Here is a 15,947-nt window from a genome sequence, read left to right as displayed (position 1 = left end):
GGTCCAGTCTCACCCGGTCAGGGCAGCAGCGGCCTCGAACACGGTCCAGGCCTGCAGCTGGGGCGACAGCTCGAGCGGTGGCTCGGGTGCGCTGCCTCCCGGCTCCACGGGGAAGGCCGACACCTCGGCCCGCCTGCGTACCGGCAGGCCCGAGCGTCCCTGCCACAGCACGTCCGCCGTGTCGAGGACGAGCCGTCGGGCCGTGGCGCGGGCCTGGTCGGAGAGGCCGGATCCTGGAGCGGCGGCGAGCGCGAGGTAGCGCACCAGGATGCCGGTGAAGAGGCCGCCGTCCCCGCCGCCGTGGGTCCGCAGCACCTTCGCGCCGTCGACCTCGACCGTCAGCCCGGCGTCGACGGCGGTGACCAGGGACGCCGCACGGTTCAGGCTCTCCCGGTCGCCCAGCGTGACGAGGGCACCGAGCACTGTGCCCTGGTTGTAGGACCAGACGTCCGGGACGAGCACCTCCCCGCCCTCAGCGCCTCGAGGTGTCCGTATGCCGTCCAGCACGAGCCCGCTCTCGGCGGACCAGAGGCGGGCGTAGACCCAGTCGACCAGCCGCCGGGCCTCGTCGGTGTGCCCGCGCCTGGCGAGGTGCAGGGCAGCCGGCCCGGTGGCAGGGGCGTTCTTGAAGTCGCGGTCCCTGTTCCAGAAGAGCCCACCGCCGAGGTCGTCGGTGTGGGCCGACCGCAGCTGCGCCGTCAGGTGCCGGTCGGCCGAGCGGAGCCGACGCATCGGGCCGCGGCGGCCGATCTCGTCGTGCAGCCCCTCCAGGCGACCCGATGCCAGGGCCAGCCACGCCATGTCGTCGTAGTAGGCGTTGACCCACCGCAGACCGTTGCGCAGCCGGATGGTCTCGAGCAGCCGGTCCCCTTGCCGCGCATGCCGTTCCGCGCCGTCCGGGTCACCCGAGCGAAGATCCCGCAGGCCCGCGTCGACGATGGCGTCGAGGTAGTGCGCCTGCCACCAGTAGTTCCACGACCCGACGAGACCGCCCAACCGCCAGACGTCACCCGACCGGGAGTGCACGACGCGGGCGAGGTGCGTTCCCGGCATGCGCAGGAGCCGCCCGCCGAAGAGCGCCGTGACCGACCGCTCCGCCTCCGCGGCTCGCTCGTCGCGCCCGGCGGCGACGCGGAAGGGGCGAGGGCCGGCGGTCACGCGAGTGACGCTACCCGGGTCAGTCCTCCTCCGGAGGGATCGTGTTGAGGAGCTCGTCGAGGGCGGGCACTCCGCTCTTGTCGAGGTCGAACCAGGCGGCGAAGCCGGCAGCGACCTCCTCGGGACTCACGCAGTCGGCCCCCCCCGGTCGCTGTGTCGAGGCGTTCGAGCACCTCGAGCGTGCGGACGTGCGGCCCGTCGGCCGCCCCGCCCAGATCCTCGATGGCTCGCAGCATGGCGAGCTCCACGGCCGTGAGCCCGCTGGCCGTCGGCCGCGCTGCCGGTCCCAGCGACGGCGTCATGTGAGCACCCCTGCGGGTGCCGCAGGCAGGGCGCTGAGGTCCGTCACGCCGTCACCCTAGGGGCCGCACGCGTCAAGAGAAGGCGGAACCGCCCGGCGTCCGTCCGGCGCACCCGGCGGCATACCGTCGAGACCATGACGAAGACCTGGTTCATCACTGGAACGTCCCGCGGGTTCGGCCGAGAGTGGGCCATCGCCGCGCTCGAGCGTGGCGACAACGTCGCCGCGACCGCCCGCGACACCTCGAGCCTCGACGACCTGACCGAGAAGTACGGCGACCGGCTCCTGCCGATCGCGCTCGACGTCACCGACCGCGACGCCGACTTCGCCGCCGTCAAGCAGGCGCACGAGCGCTTCGGCCGGCTCGACGTCGTGGTCAACAACGCCGGCTACGGCCACTTCGGCTTCGTCGAGGAGCTCAGCGAGTCCGACGTCCGGAACCAGCTGGAGACGAACTTCTTCGGCGCTCTCTGGGTCACCCAGGCGGCGCTGCCGATCCTGCGAGAGCAGGGCTCTGGCCACATCATCCAGGTCAGCTCGATCGGCGGCATCTCCGCGTTCCCCATCGTCGGCGCCTACCACGCGTCGAAGTGGGCGCTCGAGGGCCTGAGCCAGTCGCTCGCCCAGGAGGTCGCGCCGTTCGGCATCCATGTGACGCTCATCGAGCCGGGCGGCTTCTCCACCGACTGGGCCGGCGCGTCGGCGAAGCACTCGGAGCCGCTGGCCGCCTACGACGACGTGCGCGAGCAGACCCACCGCGACCGCGCCGCCCGCAACACCTCCGGCCCCGGTGACCCCAAGGCCTCCGCCGAGGCCGTGCTCAGGATCGTCGACGCGCAGGAGCCGCCGCTGCGCGTCTTCTTCGGCGCCGCGCCGCTCTCGATCGCCAAGGCCGACTACGCCTCCCGCCTCGAGACCTGGGAGAAGTGGGACGACGTGTCCCAGCTCGCGCAGGGCTGAGACAAGGCACCCCCCGAGCCGGTATGCCGTCGCGCCCCGTCGCGACGGCATACCTCCGTCCGCTCCGGCGGGCTCCACGACCCCTGCGTGACCTCCGCCCTGCCCGGCTCGTTGACCGACGAGCCCGTATCTGGACGAAGGAGTCCCCGTGCCTCGAACCTCGCGAACCACCCGTCTCGCCCGTGCTGCTGTCGCCTTCGTGGCCGCCCTCGCCGTGGCCGCGCCCCTGAGCTCCGGCGCCTCGTCCGCCGTGGCGGCGACGCCCCGGCATCCACGGGTCGTCCAGCTCGGCGACTCCTACTCGGCTGGCAACGGCACGGGCACCTACCAGGAGCGCAGCTGCTACCGCTCCCCGGACAACTACGGCGCGCAGGTGGCCGCCTCGATCGGCGCGTCCTACGTCGACGCGGCGTGCAGCGGCGGCGTGGTGGCCGACATCCTCAAGCCGCGCCAGCTCGGCAGCGCCTCCACCAAGAGCGCGACCTACTCGATCGACCCGGCGCGCTACCCGGACCAGAAGGCCGAGTGGATGCGGCGCGCCCGGACCGAGCGCCTCTGCGGCATCCCCGCGCAGCCCGACTTCTCCTACACCTACACGTTCGTCAGGGGCGCCGGCGTCGGCAGCCTCTACACCGGAACCGTCTCGTGCCAGCTCGTGACGCGGGCGCAGATCGACTCCGTGACCCCCGCCACCGACTACGTCTTCGTCACCATCGGTGGCAACGACATCGGTTTCTCGACGATCGTGGTCAACTGCCTGACGCTGCGTGACCCGTCGAGCTGCAAGCAGGCGCTCGACGCCGCCTCGGCCAAGGCGCCGCAGATGGTGAAGCGCACCAAGGACGCGCTCCGTGCGGTTGAGCGGAAGTCCGGCGGTCGCGCGCAGGTCTACCTGCTCAGCTACCCGTTCCTCATCAACCGCGAGAGCTACGGCATCCCCGAGGCAGCGCCGGTCTACGACGCCGGCAAGGCGCTGAACGACCTGCAGCGCCTCGGCGACCGGCTTCAGGCCCGCGGCATCGCGGAGCTCAACGCCGAGCCGGGCGCCGACCACTACCACTTCGTCAACACGGTCAAGCAGGCCTGGGGCGGCCGCGTCCACGGGCTCGACCCGCACGTCGTCGCCGACAACTCCCGGGCCTGGCTTGTCCCGGTCGGCACGCCGGGCCGTGACACCGCCGAGTTCGTCCACCCCACCCAGCCCGGTTGGAACGCGACCGCTCGAGCCCTCCGAGTCGCGGTCACCGGTTAGTCCCTTCGGGGCCTGCTGGGTCGAGGTATGCCGTCGCGCCCGGGCGCGACGGCATACCTCCTGGGCGTCGTGGTTGCGCCCGTCGAGGTGTCGCGCCGCGCTCGAGCGCGACCAACCACCTCGAATCAGCGCCAACGAGCGCCAACCAGCGCCAATGAGCGCCAACCAGCGCGGCGGCGGCTCGTCGCTCAGGCCCAGATGGCGGCGTGGATGCCGTCGGAGAAGACCTCCGGCGGGTCCGGGAGCGGGCGAGCCAGCCCGGCGGCGTGGCGGGCGGCCGACCACGCGACGGCGCAGGCGTCGAGGACGTCGTCGGCCGCATATCCCTGCCCTCGGAGCGCCGACGGGCGGGCGATCCCGGCCGCGGCCAGCGCCTCGAGACGCGCGCTCTGGCCCTGATCCGTCTTCTTGCCCGCGAGGATCGGCTCGCCGGTCATCGCAGCGAAGGACACCTCGGGGTGGATTTCGAGGACGGTGACGGTCGGCCGGCTGCGCAGCCACGCGTCGACCTCGCGGATCCTGTCGCGCAGGGCGAACGCCTGGGCGCCGACACCCTGACCGACGAGCCCACGGTTGACGGCGTCGGCCTCGAGACGGTTCGGCGCCGCGTAGGCGGCCCGGGTCAGGGTCGAGAAGACCGACGCCGCCTTGCCGGGAAGGGCGCGGCGAGCGAGGACGTCGGCCTGGCGGATGGTGGCGTCGGGCAGGCCGATCGGGATGTCGATGCCGACGACGTGGATGCCGGTGGACTCGCGGACCATGGCGACGAGCTCGGCGATCGTCGGGGCGACGACGACGCGCGGACGCGGGGCTCCGGGCTCCAGCAGGGCCCCGACCCAGCCGGCCGAGCAGCCGTCGACGCCGAGCACCGGCACGACGACGTCGAGAGGTGCGGCCGCGTGCAGGCCGCCGGGCGTCGCCGGGGTCGTGCCCAGGACGTCGGTGAGGCGGCCGAGGGCCGTCACCGCCTCTGCGAGGGCCGCCCGCAGGCGCGGGTCCGTCTCCCCGAAGCGGTGGGCAGCGAGGTCGGCGGCGAGCGCACGCATGCGCTGCTCGAGGTCCTCGTCCATGGGACCAGCCAACCGCATCTCGCCGGCCGGGCAAGAGCCGGCACGGCCGAGATCGCCGACGTCTCGTGCGGGACGACCGACTCTCGCCACGTCAGTGTTCCGCGTGGCGGAACAGTGACGCAGCGCGGGCCGGCGTCGTCCACGGGTGCCTGTGCCCTCGACACCTCTCGAGATCGGCACCCCTCGACACCCCTTCGACAGGGTCGGGACTCGGACGTAGCGTGAACCAATGAGCCAACCCGACACCGGACGTGCCTCCACCCTCGGCGAGCTGCGCGCCTCCGGGCACGTCCACCGCACCGTCAAGGCGGAGATCCGCGAGAACCTCCTGGCACGACTGCGGGCCGGTGAGGATGCGTTCCCCGGGATGGTCGGTTTCGACGAGACGGTGCTGCCCGAGCTCGAGACGGCGCTGCTGGCCGGCCACGACCTCGTCCTGCTCGGCGAGCGCGGCCAGGGCAAGACCCGCCTCATGCGCACGCTCGCCGGCCTCCTCGACGAGTGGAGTCCGGTCGTCGAGGGCTGTGAGATCGGCGACGACCCGCACCACCCGTCGTGCACCCGCTGCCGCCGGCTCAGCGGCGAGCTCGGCGAGGACCTGCCGGTCGCCTGGCGCCACCGCAGCGAGCGCTACACCGAGAAGCTCGCGACGCCCGACACGAGCGTCGGCGACCTCGTCGGCGACGTCGACCCGGTCAAGGTCGCGCAGGGCCGCACGCTCGGCGACCCCGAGACCGTCCACTACGGCCTCGTGCCGCGCAGCAACCGCGGCATCTTCGGCCTCAACGAGCTGCCCGACCTCGCCGAGCGCATCCAGGTCGCCCTCTTCAACGTGCTCGAGGAGCGCGACATCCAGATCCGGGGCTACTCGCTGCGCCTGCCGCTCGACCTGCTGCTCGTCGCGACCGCCAACCCGGAGGACTACACCAACCGTGGCCGCATCATCACCCCGCTGAAGGACCGCTTCGGCGCCGAGATCCGCACCCACTACCCGACCGAGGTCAGCGACGAGGTCGCCCTCATCGGGCAGGAGTCCTCGCTCGTCGCCGAGGTGCCCGAGCACCTGCTCGAGGTGATGGCGCGCTTCACCCGCGGGCTGCGTGAGTCGGCAGCCGTCGACCAGCGCTCCGGCGTGTCCGCGCGGTTCGCCATCGCGGGCGCCGAGGGCGTGTCGGGGTCGGCCCTGCGCCGCGCCGCACGCACCGGGGAGGCGTATGCCGTCGCCCGCGTCTGCGACGTCCCGACCGTCGTGCCCACCCTCCTCGGCAAGGTCGAGTTCGAGATGGGCGAGGAGGGCCGCGAGCGGGACGTGCTGACGCACCTGCTCCGGCTCGCGGTGGCCGAGACCTACCGGTCGCGGCTGGCGGGGCTCGACCTCAGCGGCTTCACCAACCTCTTCGCCGACGGCGCCGTCGTCGAGACCGGTGAGCTGGTGCCGGGCGCCGACCTGCTGGCCCAGGTCGGTCCGGTCTCGGGCCTGTCGAAGGTGCTCGACCGGCTGGGGCACGGCGACGACGCGACGCCCGGGCAGGTCGCTGCCGCGGTCGAGTTCGTGCTCGAGGGCCTGCACCTGACGCGCCGCATCGACAAGGACTCCGTCGCCGGCCGCACCGTCTACGGGGCGTAGGAGGCCCCGATGACACCCAGAGGCCCCGGCGAGTTCGGCAACGTGCACGGGCGGTTCCGCTACACCCCGTGGCACGGCGGCCCCGACCCGCTCGCGCCGCCCTTCGACGTGCGCTCAGCGCTCGACGAGGTGGGTCAGGACGTCCTCGCCGGCGGGTCGCTCCGGGAGTCGCTGCGCGAGCTGCTGAGGCAGGGGATGGACGGGCGCCGCGGTCTCGACGACCTCGCCGACCGCGTACGCCGGCTGCGTGAGGCCGCGCGTCGCCGCGGTGACCTGGGCGGCACGCTCGACCGGGTGCGGGCGATGCTCGACCAGGCGCTCGCCGAGGAGCGAGACACCCTCGCCGGCGAGTCCGGCGACGACGCGCGCCTGGCCGAGATGGACCTCGCCACGATCCCCGACGACGTCGCTGGGGCCGTGCGAGCGCTCGGTGACTACGAGTGGCACTCGCCCGAGGCGAAGGCGACCTACGAGCAGATCCAGCAGATGCTGCAGCGCGAGGTGGTCGGCGCCCAGTTCGAGGGGCTCAAGCAGGCCCTGTCGGGCGACGACGCCCAGTCGCGACAGGCGATGCAGGCGGTCAAGGACATGCTCGCCGACCTCAACCAGCTGCTGGCCGCCCACGCTCGCGGCGAGGACACCGAGGACCAGTTCCGCGACTTCATGGACAAGCACGGCGACCTCTTCCCGGAGCAGCCCGAGAACGTCGACGAGCTGATCGACGCCCTGGCCCGACGCCAGGCCGCGGCCGAGCGGCTGATGGCGTCGCTCAGTCCCGAGCAGCGTGACCAGCTGAGCCGGCTGATGTCGGAGGCCTTGGGCGACCCCGACCTGGCCTCCGAGATGGCGCAGCTGGCCGACAACCTCCGGGCGCTGCGTCCCGGCCTCGACCGGCGCGGCCCCGTGCAGCAGGGCCAGGGCGGCGAGCCGATGGGCTACGGCGACGCCGTCGGTGCGGTGGCGGAGCTGGCCGACCTCGAGCAGCTCGGCGAGCAGCTCGGCCAGGGCTACTTCGGGGCCACGCTGGACGACGTCGACGTGGAGCGGCTCGAGCAGTACCTCGGTGCCGACGCCGCCCGCGACATGGAGGCGCTGCGCCAGCTCGAGCGTGAGCTCGAACGCCAGGGCTACGTCTCGCGAGGCGACGACGGTCTGCGCCTGACGCCCCGGGCGGTCCGCCGACTGGGGGAGACGGCTCTGAAGCGGGTGTTCGAGCGGGTCGAGGCAGCCGGCCGGGGTGACCACGACGACCGTGCCGCCGGTCAGGCGGACGAGCTCACTGGGCTCAGCCGGCAGTGGGAGTTCGGCGACGAGCTGCCGATCGACACGGTCCGCACGGTCTCCAACGCGCTGCAGCGCCGGGCCCGCACGGGCGCCGGCTCGCCCTCGGCGGGTGGTGTCGAGCTGCTCGTCGAGGACTTCGAGGTGACCGAGACGGAGCGGCGGTCGGTGGCCGCGGTCGCGCTGTGCGTCGACATGTCGTTCTCGATGCTGCAGGAGGGGCGCTGGGGGCCGATGAAGCAGACGGCGCTCGCGCTCTCGCACCTCGTCCAGACCCGGTTCCGGCACGACGCCCTGCAGATCATCGGCTTCAACCTCGCAGCCCGGCGGCTCACCCCCACCGAGCTGACCGAGGCCGAGCCCGAGTGGGTCCAGGGCACCAACCTCCAGCACGCGCTGATGCTCGGGGCGCGACACCTGCGCCGGCACCCGGACGCCGAGCCGGTCGTCCTCGTCGTCACCGACGGTGAACCGACGGCGCACCTCGAGGCCGACGGCCGGCCGACCTTCCACTGGCCGGCGACCCAGGCGACCATCCGTGCGACCGTCGCGCAGGTCGACGAGCTGCGCCGCTCGGGCGCCCAGCTCAACGTCTTCATGCTCGGCGAGGACCCCGGGCTGGCGCGGTTCGTCGACGCGGTCGCGCGCCGGGCCGGCGGCCGGGTCTTCACCCCGGACGTGTCGCGGCTGGGCGAGTACGTCGTCGCCGACTACCTCCGCACGCGGCGCGGGCGGCGCTGAGGCGCCGGCCGCAATTCGCTCGCCGCCCGCGGGTGGCGGCTGTCATCGTGGCGCCATGCACGCTCACGACCCGCGGCTGGACCGCATCGAGGCCTACTACGACTGCGTCCCGCGTGCCGTGTCGACGACCGAGGAGGTCGGTCCCTTCACGCTCTTCGTCGCCGAGGAGGGCACCGGGTGGCAGTTCTACGCGCGGCCGCGCCGAGGCGGGACGGCTGCGTTCACGCCCGAGGACGTAGGCCGGGTGCTCGAGCGCCAGCAGGCCCTCGGGGTGCCGCGGGCGGTCGAGTGGGTCGACGAGGTGACGCCGTCGCTGCTGCCTGCGGTGCGGGCGGCGGGCTTCGAGCCCCGCTGCTACCCGTTGCTCGTCCTGTCGGCGGACGTGCCGGTCTCCGCGGACCCGCGTGCCCGGCCCCTGCGGCCGGCGGAGCCGCACCTGTCGTTGGCGCTGGGCTCGGTGTCGGCCGGCTTCGCCGGGCGCGACGACGTCTCGCCCAGGGATCCCGGCCGGCAGCCGCAGCTGATGGAGGACGGCAAGCTCGTCGTCGTGGCCTCGTTCGACGGTGACCGCCTCTGTGGCGCCGGGTCTGCGGCGCCCCGCGGTGACGTCGCCGAGCTGATGGGCATCGCGGTGCCACCGCGCCACCGAGGTCGAGGGCACGGCACGGCGGTCACGCGCACGCTGGTGGCGACCTGTCGTGAGCGGGGCGTCGACCTCGTCTTCCTGTCGGCGGGTTCGGATGCTGCAGCGCAGATCTACCGCCGCGTCGGCTTCGTCGACATCGCCACCGCGTGCATCCTCGAGCTCGAGGACTGAGCCCTCGGGCCTGTCCTCCGGAAGACCCGCCACGTCAGCGAGTCAAGTGGCGACTCACTGACGCGGCGCGCTCAGACCTTGGCCGGGCGGAAGCCGGCGGCCTCGGCGTCACTCATTGTCGCGAAGCACTGCTCCGGCTTGGTCACGTCGTAGTACCGGTCGCCTGGCGCGTGGGCGATCATCGAGCTCTCGTTGCCCTTCACCGGCTTCGCCTGCGGGCACGGGTACCGGTCGCCCGGCTGCGGCCACGATCCGGTCAGGCCGGTGCCCGGCGTGCCGCCGGAGGTGCTCCCGCCGCTGCCGCTGGAGCCGGATCCCGTGCCGGGGTCGGCGCAGGGCGCCTTGGCGCTCGCCGCATCCGCCCGGACGTATGCCGTCTCGCGAGGATGGGCGCCGTAGCCGTCCCGGGAGTCGTAGCGGGCGACGGCATACCCCTGCTTGATCTGGCGCAGGCCCGCATCGACGCCGCGGACGTCGATGTAGCGCAGCGAGCGGCCGTAGCGGTCGAGGTCGCTCCGGGCTCCGGGGGTGAGGGTGACGCGCTGGCCCCCGATGATGCCGCGGAGGTTGCGGGACGCCTCGGCGAAGCCACACTGCCCGACCTCCGGGGTGTCGATGCCGATGAGCCTGACCTTGACGGTCTCCGCGCCGCGGGCGGCCCAGATCGTGTCGCCGTCGACGACCTTCGTCACCGCCCAAGTCGCCGCATCGGACCTGGCCCTGGCCGCCTTGGCTGCGGCCGCCTTGGCTGCGGCGGTGCGGGCAGCGGCAGCCTTCGCGTCGGCGCTCTGCTTGGCGGCTGCCTTGGCCTCAGCGGTTGCCTTCGACTCGGCCGCGCGCCGCGAGGCACCCACGTCCGGCGTCGCGGCGGTGGTCGGGGGGTCAGTTGAGCCGGGCGTGTACGTGGCGTAGGCAGTGGCCCCCGTCCCGGGGAACGCGACCCGGCCCGGTCCCGTCGCGGCGTTGCCGCCGATCGCGACGAGCCCGACGAGGGCCGCGACCGCGATCAGCCCGTTGGTCGTGCGCCGGCGCATGCGCTTCCCCTGATGCCCTGGGCCCTGCTGACCGGTTCACCGTAGGTCGCCGTCGTGCGCCTGTCCGACGAATGGTGCAAGCGAGACGCGGCCTGCCTACGCTGGGGAGCATGCCGACGGTGCGCAGGGGAAGGTGGTCGATCGCGTCGCGCGACTCGTTCCTGTCGATCGGGTCGACCGGGTCGGTCCTGTCCATCGGCAGCATCGGGTCGGTGCTCTCGATCGGGAGCGTGGGCTCGTTCGCCTCGTTCCTCTCGGTCGGCTCGTCGATGAGCGCGGCGTCGCTGCTGTCGACCATGTCGCGCCTGTCCGTGCTCTCGTACCAGAGCGACGGCTCGATCATGTCGGCGCAGTCGAAGCGAGCCGTACGCGGCTACCGGGTCAACGGCTCGCTCGGGCTGCGCCGAACCGGTAGACGAGCCACAGCGCTCCGGTGGGCGTCGGGGTCGCGCTCACCAGGGTGAGCCGCTGCAGCTCCGGGAGGCCCTCGAAGAGGCGACGCCCCTCCGGGTCGAGGACTGGCGCGACGGCGAGGTGCAGCTCGTCGACGAGACCCTCCGCGAGCAGCGACCGGGCCAGCTCGATGCTGCCGTGGACGCCGATGTCGCCCCCGGGCAGCGCCTTGAGGTCGCGCACGAGGTCGGCGAGCGGACCGGAGACGGCCTCGCTGTCGCCCCACTGCGTGGTGAGCGGGGTGGAGGTGACGACGTACTTCTTGACGCCGTTGATGAAGTCGGCGAAGGGCTGCTCGTCGGAGGTCGGCCAGTAGCGGGACCACTCGTCGTACATGTGGCGGCCGAGCAGCACGGCGTCCTGCCGGGCGATGAGCGCGGCCTCGCGCTCGATGAGGCCGTCGTCGAAGGTGGGCGGCTGCGGCTTGTCGGGATCGACGTCGGGCGGGAAGCAGCGGGTCGGGTCGTCGACGGAGCCGTCGAGCGAGGTGATGGCGTAGAGGACGATCCTGCGCACGGGTGTCTCCTGATCGGTCGGATCGGTCGGATCGGTCGAGGGCAGGGGGCTCACGGGGCGGCCGGGCCCGTGACGGTCAGGCCGAGCCACGCCCCGAGGTCGGCGATCTCGCGCTGGACGTCCCGGCGGACGCGCGCGGTGAACGGCTCGTCCTCGTGGACCGCGTTGACGACGAGCGTGCCGGCCTTGCGGTCGGCCTGGGCGTCGAGCTTCCCGACGAGCCGGTCGTGGTGCAGGATCGGCAGCGCGAAGTAGCCCCAGCGGCGCTTCTCCTTCGGCTTGTACATCTCGAGGATGTACTCGAAGCCGAAGAGCTGCTCGGCCCGGACGCGGTCGTGGATGAGCCGGTCGAACGGGGACAGCAGGGCGGTGCGCCCCTCGAACCTCTCGGGCACGTCGAGGTATGCCGGGTGGACGCGCCAGGTGCCCGGCAGGCCCTCGACCTCGGCGGGCTCACCGGCATCGGCCGCGTAGGAGTGCTCGCCCGGCATGATGGTGCCGGTGGGGCGCGCGATCCCCAGCGCGGCGAGGCGTCGCTCGTTGCGGTGCCGCACGGCCTCCTCGAGGGTGAGCGTCGGCAGGTCGGGCGGGTAGACGCGCTCGGGAAGGTCGAAGTAGCGCTGCCGGCCCTTGCGCCCGGCGATGGCGACCTGGCCGCGCACGGTCAGGACCTCGAGCATCTTGGTCAGGTTGCGGTTGTTGGTCCACCCGCTGGAGGGCCACGGCACGACGCTGGTGTCGGGGATGTCGCGCGACAGCAGCGGGCCCTCGGCCTCGAGCCGGGCGAGGATGTCGCGGCGGAAGGAGTCGTTGTCGGCCAGCCACTGCGCCAGGAACGGGTAGGGGTCGGTGTCGCGGGCTTCGGCGATGACGGCCGGCACGTCGCGTGGGCAGCGGACGTAGGCGACGGTCTCGACGAGGGTGCGGTCCTGCTCGAGGGCCCGGGTCAGGTGCGCCGGGTCGTAGCCGTTGCCGAGCCGGCTCCACAGCACGAGGTCGGCGCTCGGTGCGATGGCGGCGGTCGGGTCGATCTGCAGGAACGTGAGCCGCTCGACCGTGGCGACCAGGCCGGTCGGGCGCGGTCGGTCGAGCAGCTGGGCGTGCACCGCGATGCGGCGCGCCTCCTCGAGGCTGAGCTGGTGGACCGCCATGCCGCCGACCCTAGCCAGTGCCTGCGACAGAGCCCCGGCACTGCCTCGCGGCGTGCGTGTCGGTCGTTGACAATTCGAGTGAAGCCGGGACGCGCGGTCCCCCAGAAGGGTAATAAGGGGTATGCCGTCCGTGGGGACCCTCGTGCGCCAGCGCCTGGCCGAGCAGCGCGACGCCCTGCGCGCCGCTGAAGCGGACGTGCGCGTCGGCGCGGGGACGGGCGTGCACGACCTGCGGGTCGCGATGCGCCGGGTGCGCTGCGTGCTCGCGACGTTCCGCCCCGTCTTCGACACGTCGGTCACCGAGCCGGTGCGCACCGAGCTCAAGCAGGCGTCACTGAGGCTCGGGGAGTCGCGTGACGCCGAGGTCGCCGTCGACATGACCGAGCGGCTGCTCGCGCACATCGGCGATGACGGGCTCGACGAGGAGGCCGTGGTCGGGCTGCGGGCCCGGCTGTGCCTCGACGCGAGCGCCGCCGGCGACGTCGTGGAGGAGACGCTCGCCTCCACCTGGTATGCCGCCACCGTCATCCTGGTCGACGAGCTCGTCTCGCACCCGCCGCTGACCGACAGGGCGCAGCGCGAGGCCCGCTCAGCGGCACGCAAGCGCCTCCGTCACGAGGGCCGACGGTTCACCGAACGGGTCGAGGCCGCGAGGGTCGCCACGGGATCCGACGAGCGGGCAGCTCGGCTGCACGAGGTCCGCACGTCAGCCAAGCGGCTGCGCTACGCCGCCGAGACCGCGGCCCCGGTGACGGGCAAGCGGGTCCACCGGATCGGCAAGGGTGCCAAGCGGGTCCAGTCGGCCATCGGCCTGCACCACGATGCCGTCATGACGCGTGCGGTGCTGCGCCACCTCGCGCTCGACGAGGCGGTCGGCGAGAGCGCCGCCTTCCTCCTCGGTCACCTCGACGCCGACGAGCAGCGCCTGCTCACGACGGTCGAGGAGCAGGCCTGGAGCGCCATCGAGGAGCTCGAGCAGGAGCTCCGCGACTTCTAGGTTCCCTGCTGGCGGCACGAGAACGGGGGCGAAGCGGCCTACGCCCACTCGGGCGTATGGGGCGCGCAGCCTGCATATCCCGTTGGCCGCGATGCGAGGCGCTCCGTACGTTGCCCGGCATGACTACTCGTGTCCCGTACCGGCCGCTGCCGATCGACCAGGCGGACGTGGTCTACGAGTACGGGCCCGACTCCCACCGGTGCGACGACGTGCCCGCCGGCGAGACGGTGGAGCTGCGGATCGAGGACAGCGCGACCTATCCGGGCACGTCGCGCAGCGTCTGGATCCACGTGCCCGCGGCGTACGAGCCGACGGAGCAGGCCTCGGTCATGGTGTTCAACGACGGCTGGTGGTACCTCGACCCCGACGGCGACGTCCGCGGCGGGGTCGTCCTCGACAACCTCGTCCACCAGGGCGACCTCCCGGTCACGATCGGCGTCTTCGTCGACCCCGGGGTCTTCGCAGACCGCGACGACCCCGACGCACGCAAGAACCGGAACGCGGAGTACGACGCCTTCGACGACCGCTACGTGACCTTCCTGCTCGACGAGGTGCTCCCGCTCGTCCGGCAGCGCTACTCGGTCAGCGACGACCCTGACCGGTGGGGCATCTGCGGCGGCAGCAGCGGCGGCAACGCCGCCTTCACCGCGGCGTGGCTGCGCCCGGACCGGTTCCGGCGGGTGGTCGCCTTCCTGTCCAGCTTCGCGCAGATGCCGGGCGGCAACCCCTACCCCGCGCTCGTCCAGGCGGTTCCGCGCAAGCCGCTGCGGGTGTTCCTCCAAGCCGGTCACCGCGACCTGAACTGGAACGAGCCGCAGTGCAACTGGCTCGCCGAGAACCTGCGCACGAGCGCGGCGCTCGCCGAGGCCGGGTATGCCGTCCGGCTCGTCCTCGGCGACGGCGGGCACAGTGCCAACCACGGCGGCGTCCTGCTCCCCGACGCCCTGCGCTGGGTGTGGGCCTCGACGGAGCCGAGCTGATGCCCACGCCGACGGCCGACTTCGTCCGCCCTGACGCCGGAGGAGACGACGGCGCGCGTGGTCGCCGACGCATACGCCCTCGGTGGTCGCGGGCTGTGACGACGCACCCGCACGCCCACGGTGCCGACCGTATCCTCGGAACCGAGGCGTCGCGGTAGCGCGGGCGCCTGCCCGGGACGGGAGGGAGGCAGTCATGGCGGCAGCCGACTCGGACCGGCCGGAGGAGTCCGCTCCGCGCGCGACGCGGATGCCGCGCGCAGCGCAGGCCGCCCGCTCGGCGGACGCGCCGACGGACCCCCAGGTGGCCGGCCGACGGTTGCTCGACCGCTTCGACGTCGTCCTCGTCCTCGTGCTGGCCGTCATCGTCATCCAGTCCCTGGTCGACACGACGGGATCCATCCGGGGGTCGTTCATCAGCCACTCGGTGACCGGCCTCGCGCTCATCGTGGCGAGCCGGGCCTCGGCCGCCAGGCCTCGGGTCTGCCGGGCCCTCGACGTGCTCGTCGTCGCGACCGTCGTCGGCAACCTGCTGCTCCTCATCCCGGCCAGCCGAGGCGACCAGGTCTCGACCGGTTCGTCTCAGGCGCAGAGCATCTGGCTCGCCGCTGAGCTCGTCCTGCCGGTCATCATCGGTCGTAGGGTGCTGCAGCACCGGGTCGTCGGGGTGCAGACGGTGCTCGGCGCCGTCGCCGCGTACCTGCAGATCGCGGTCACCTACGCCACGCTCTTCCAGACGATCGACTCCCTGTCAGCGCAGCCCTTCTTCGGTGAGGCCGTCTCCACGACGGTCTACACCTACTTCAGCCTCGTCACGATCTCCACGGTGGGCTACGGCGACTTCGTGGCGGTCACCAACCTCGCCCGCCTCGCCGCGACGAGCGAGGCGGTCATCGGGCAGGTCTTCCTCGTGACCTTCGTGGCCTTCATCGTGTCGCGCTTCGCCGCCGGACCGAGCCGGCAGCAGCCTCCTCCGAGTGCCACCCCGAGTGCCACCCCGAGTGCCCCTCCGAGTGCCCCTCCGAGTGCCCCCTCCGAGTGACGGCAGCGCGGCGTCCTAGCATTCGCGCATGCCCGACCCGCTCGTGCGCGACGCGACCCCTGCCGATGCCGCGGCCTGCGCGGCGATCTACGCGCCCTACGTCACCGACACCACCGTCACCTTCGAGACGGAGCCTCCCGACGCCGGCGAGATGGGGCGCCGCATCGTCAAGGCGCAGACCCGGCATGCGTTCCTCGTGCTCGAGGAGGCCGGCGAGGTCGTCGGCTACGCGTATGCCGGCCCGTTCAAGGAGCGCGCCGCGTACCGCTGGTCGTGCGAGGTGTCGGTCTACCTCTCACCGCACCGGCACGGTCGCGGCGGTGGCCGCGCGCTGTATGCCGCGTTGCTCGCTCGCCTGACCGCCCGCGGCTACCGGACGGCCGCCGCCGGCATGACCCAGCCCAACGAGGCGAGCGGTCGGCTGCACGCGGCGATGGGGTTCGAGCCCGTGGGCACCTACCGCGGGATCGGCTGGAAGTTCGGCGCCCCGCGTGACGTCACGTGGGTGCAGCGCGCCCTGGGTGAGCCGTTCGCGGGCCCCGGCGACCCGCCCGAGCCGAGCTGACGGCA

The 15,947-nt window shown here is 73.0% G+C and carries 15 protein-coding genes; 10 read left to right on the top strand and 5 right to left on the bottom strand.

Translation table 11 applies throughout. The annotated features are described in order from the left end of the window. Positions 1-9: 9 nt before the first annotated feature. Positions 10-1,158, bottom strand: coding sequence for a glycoside hydrolase family 76 protein (locus LQK93_RS08330; protein WP_374971075.1), 1,149 nt, complete (start codon positions 1,156-1,158; stop codon positions 10-12). Positions 1,159-1,594: 436 nt separating this feature from the next. On the opposite strand from LQK93_RS08330, the gene LQK93_RS08325 reads away from it, so the two are divergent. Both LQK93_RS08325 and LQK93_RS08320 read left to right on the top strand, forming a co-directional pair. Further along, positions 1,595-2,419 (top strand): SDR family oxidoreductase, encoded by an 825-nt coding sequence (locus LQK93_RS08325; RefSeq protein WP_374971074.1) that lies wholly within the window; start codon positions 1,595-1,597, stop codon positions 2,417-2,419. Between the two features lie 148 nt (positions 2,420-2,567). Then, the gene (locus tag LQK93_RS08320; protein ID WP_374971073.1) at positions 2,568-3,671 is read left to right on the top strand and encodes an SGNH/GDSL hydrolase family protein; all 1,104 of its coding nucleotides are present in this window, start codon (positions 2,568-2,570) and stop codon (positions 3,669-3,671) included. A gap of 188 nt (positions 3,672-3,859) precedes the next feature. On the opposite strand, the gene LQK93_RS08315 is transcribed toward LQK93_RS08320, so the two are convergent. Beyond that, on the bottom strand, positions 3,860-4,741 hold the full coding sequence (locus LQK93_RS08315) for a DUF429 domain-containing protein (RefSeq protein WP_374971072.1): 882 nt from the start codon (positions 4,739-4,741) through the stop codon (positions 3,860-3,862). Between the two features lie 229 nt (positions 4,742-4,970). On the opposite strand from LQK93_RS08315, the gene LQK93_RS08310 reads away from it, so the two are divergent. From LQK93_RS08310 to LQK93_RS08300, 3 genes are read left to right on the top strand one after another with little or no spacing between them, the layout of a single operon-like run. After that, the gene (locus LQK93_RS08310) at positions 4,971-6,368 is read left to right on the top strand and encodes a sigma 54-interacting transcriptional regulator (protein WP_374971071.1); all 1,398 of its coding nucleotides are present in this window, start codon (positions 4,971-4,973) and stop codon (positions 6,366-6,368) included. Between the two features lie 9 nt (positions 6,369-6,377). Then, positions 6,378-8,390 (top strand): hypothetical protein, encoded by a 2,013-nt coding sequence (locus tag LQK93_RS08305; protein WP_374971070.1) that lies wholly within the window; start codon positions 6,378-6,380, stop codon positions 8,388-8,390. Positions 8,391-8,445: 55 nt separating this feature from the next. Continuing rightward, the gene (locus tag LQK93_RS08300; protein WP_374971069.1) at positions 8,446-9,207 is read left to right on the top strand and encodes a GNAT family N-acetyltransferase; all 762 of its coding nucleotides are present in this window, start codon (positions 8,446-8,448) and stop codon (positions 9,205-9,207) included. A gap of 71 nt (positions 9,208-9,278) precedes the next feature. On the opposite strand, the gene LQK93_RS08295 is transcribed toward LQK93_RS08300, so the two are convergent. Beyond that, complete coding sequence (locus tag LQK93_RS08295; protein WP_374971068.1) at positions 9,279-10,241, bottom strand: thermonuclease family protein; 963 nt, start codon at positions 10,239-10,241, stop codon at positions 9,279-9,281. 110 nt (positions 10,242-10,351) lie between these two features. Between LQK93_RS08295 and LQK93_RS08290 the strand changes: the two genes are divergently transcribed. Then, a complete protein-coding gene (locus LQK93_RS08290; RefSeq protein WP_374971067.1) occupies positions 10,352-10,705 on the top strand; it encodes a hypothetical protein in 354 nt (117 codons plus the stop codon). Here LQK93_RS08290 and LQK93_RS08285 read toward each other — a convergent pair. After that, a complete protein-coding gene (locus tag LQK93_RS08285) occupies positions 10,623-11,210 on the bottom strand; it encodes a dihydrofolate reductase family protein (protein ID WP_374971066.1) in 588 nt (195 codons plus the stop codon). The genes LQK93_RS08290 and LQK93_RS08285 overlap by 83 nt on opposite strands. Before the next feature lie 50 nt (positions 11,211-11,260). Then, entirely contained in the window at positions 11,261-12,361 is a 1,101-nt protein-coding gene (locus tag LQK93_RS08280) for a DNA glycosylase AlkZ-like family protein (protein WP_374971065.1), read from the bottom strand. Positions 12,362-12,482: 121 nt separating this feature from the next. Here LQK93_RS08280 and LQK93_RS08275 point away from each other — a divergent pair, with 121 nt between their 5' ends. From LQK93_RS08275 to LQK93_RS08260, 4 genes are all read left to right on the top strand, one after another. After that, complete coding sequence (locus tag LQK93_RS08275) at positions 12,483-13,358, top strand: CHAD domain-containing protein (protein ID WP_374971064.1); 876 nt, start codon at positions 12,483-12,485, stop codon at positions 13,356-13,358. 119 nt (positions 13,359-13,477) lie between these two features. Next, positions 13,478-14,338 carry an alpha/beta hydrolase gene (locus LQK93_RS08270; RefSeq protein ID WP_374971063.1) on the top strand — a complete coding sequence of 287 codons (861 nt, stop codon included), beginning with the start codon at positions 13,478-13,480 and terminating at the stop codon, positions 14,336-14,338. 193 nt (positions 14,339-14,531) lie between these two features. Beyond that, positions 14,532-15,377, top strand: a complete 846-nt coding sequence (locus LQK93_RS08265; protein ID WP_374971062.1) for a potassium channel family protein — start codon at positions 14,532-14,534, stop codon at positions 15,375-15,377. Between the two features lie 28 nt (positions 15,378-15,405). Then, entirely contained in the window at positions 15,406-15,942 is a 537-nt protein-coding gene (locus tag LQK93_RS08260; protein ID WP_374971061.1) for a GNAT family N-acetyltransferase, read from the top strand. Positions 15,943-15,947 lie beyond the last annotated feature (5 nt).

Origin of the sequence: Terrabacter sp. BE26 (assembly GCF_041941675.1) — a bacterium.
In the GTDB taxonomy this organism is placed as follows: Bacteria; Actinomycetota; Actinomycetes; order Actinomycetales; family Dermatophilaceae; genus Terrabacter.
This window is presented reverse-complemented; position numbering and strand designations above follow the sequence as displayed.

Bases quoted from the DNA above. Each gene is read 5' to 3' on its own strand.
- LQK93_RS08325 (WP_374971074.1), top strand. From the start codon at position 1,595: ATGACGAAGACCTGGTTCATCACTGGAACGTCCCGCGGGTTCGGCCGA.
- LQK93_RS08315 (WP_374971072.1), bottom strand. From the start codon at position 4,741: ATGGACGAGGACCTCGAGCAGCGCATGCGTGCGCTCGCCGCCGACCTC.
- LQK93_RS08310 (WP_374971071.1), top strand. From the start codon at position 4,971: ATGAGCCAACCCGACACCGGACGTGCCTCCACCCTCGGCGAGCTGCGC.
- LQK93_RS08305 (WP_374971070.1), top strand. From the start codon at position 6,378: ATGACACCCAGAGGCCCCGGCGAGTTCGGCAACGTGCACGGGCGGTTC.
- LQK93_RS08300 (WP_374971069.1), top strand. From the start codon at position 8,446: ATGCACGCTCACGACCCGCGGCTGGACCGCATCGAGGCCTACTACGAC.
- LQK93_RS08295 (WP_374971068.1), bottom strand. From the start codon at position 10,241: ATGCGCCGGCGCACGACCAACGGGCTGATCGCGGTCGCGGCCCTCGTC.
- LQK93_RS08290 (WP_374971067.1), top strand. From the start codon at position 10,352: ATGCCGACGGTGCGCAGGGGAAGGTGGTCGATCGCGTCGCGCGACTCG.
- LQK93_RS08280 (WP_374971065.1), bottom strand. From the start codon at position 12,361: ATGGCGGTCCACCAGCTCAGCCTCGAGGAGGCGCGCCGCATCGCGGTG.
- LQK93_RS08275 (WP_374971064.1), top strand. From the start codon at position 12,483: ATGCCGTCCGTGGGGACCCTCGTGCGCCAGCGCCTGGCCGAGCAGCGC.
- LQK93_RS08270 (WP_374971063.1), top strand. From the start codon at position 13,478: ATGACTACTCGTGTCCCGTACCGGCCGCTGCCGATCGACCAGGCGGAC.
- LQK93_RS08265 (WP_374971062.1), top strand. From the start codon at position 14,532: ATGGCGGCAGCCGACTCGGACCGGCCGGAGGAGTCCGCTCCGCGCGCG.
- LQK93_RS08260 (WP_374971061.1), top strand. From the start codon at position 15,406: ATGCCCGACCCGCTCGTGCGCGACGCGACCCCTGCCGATGCCGCGGCC.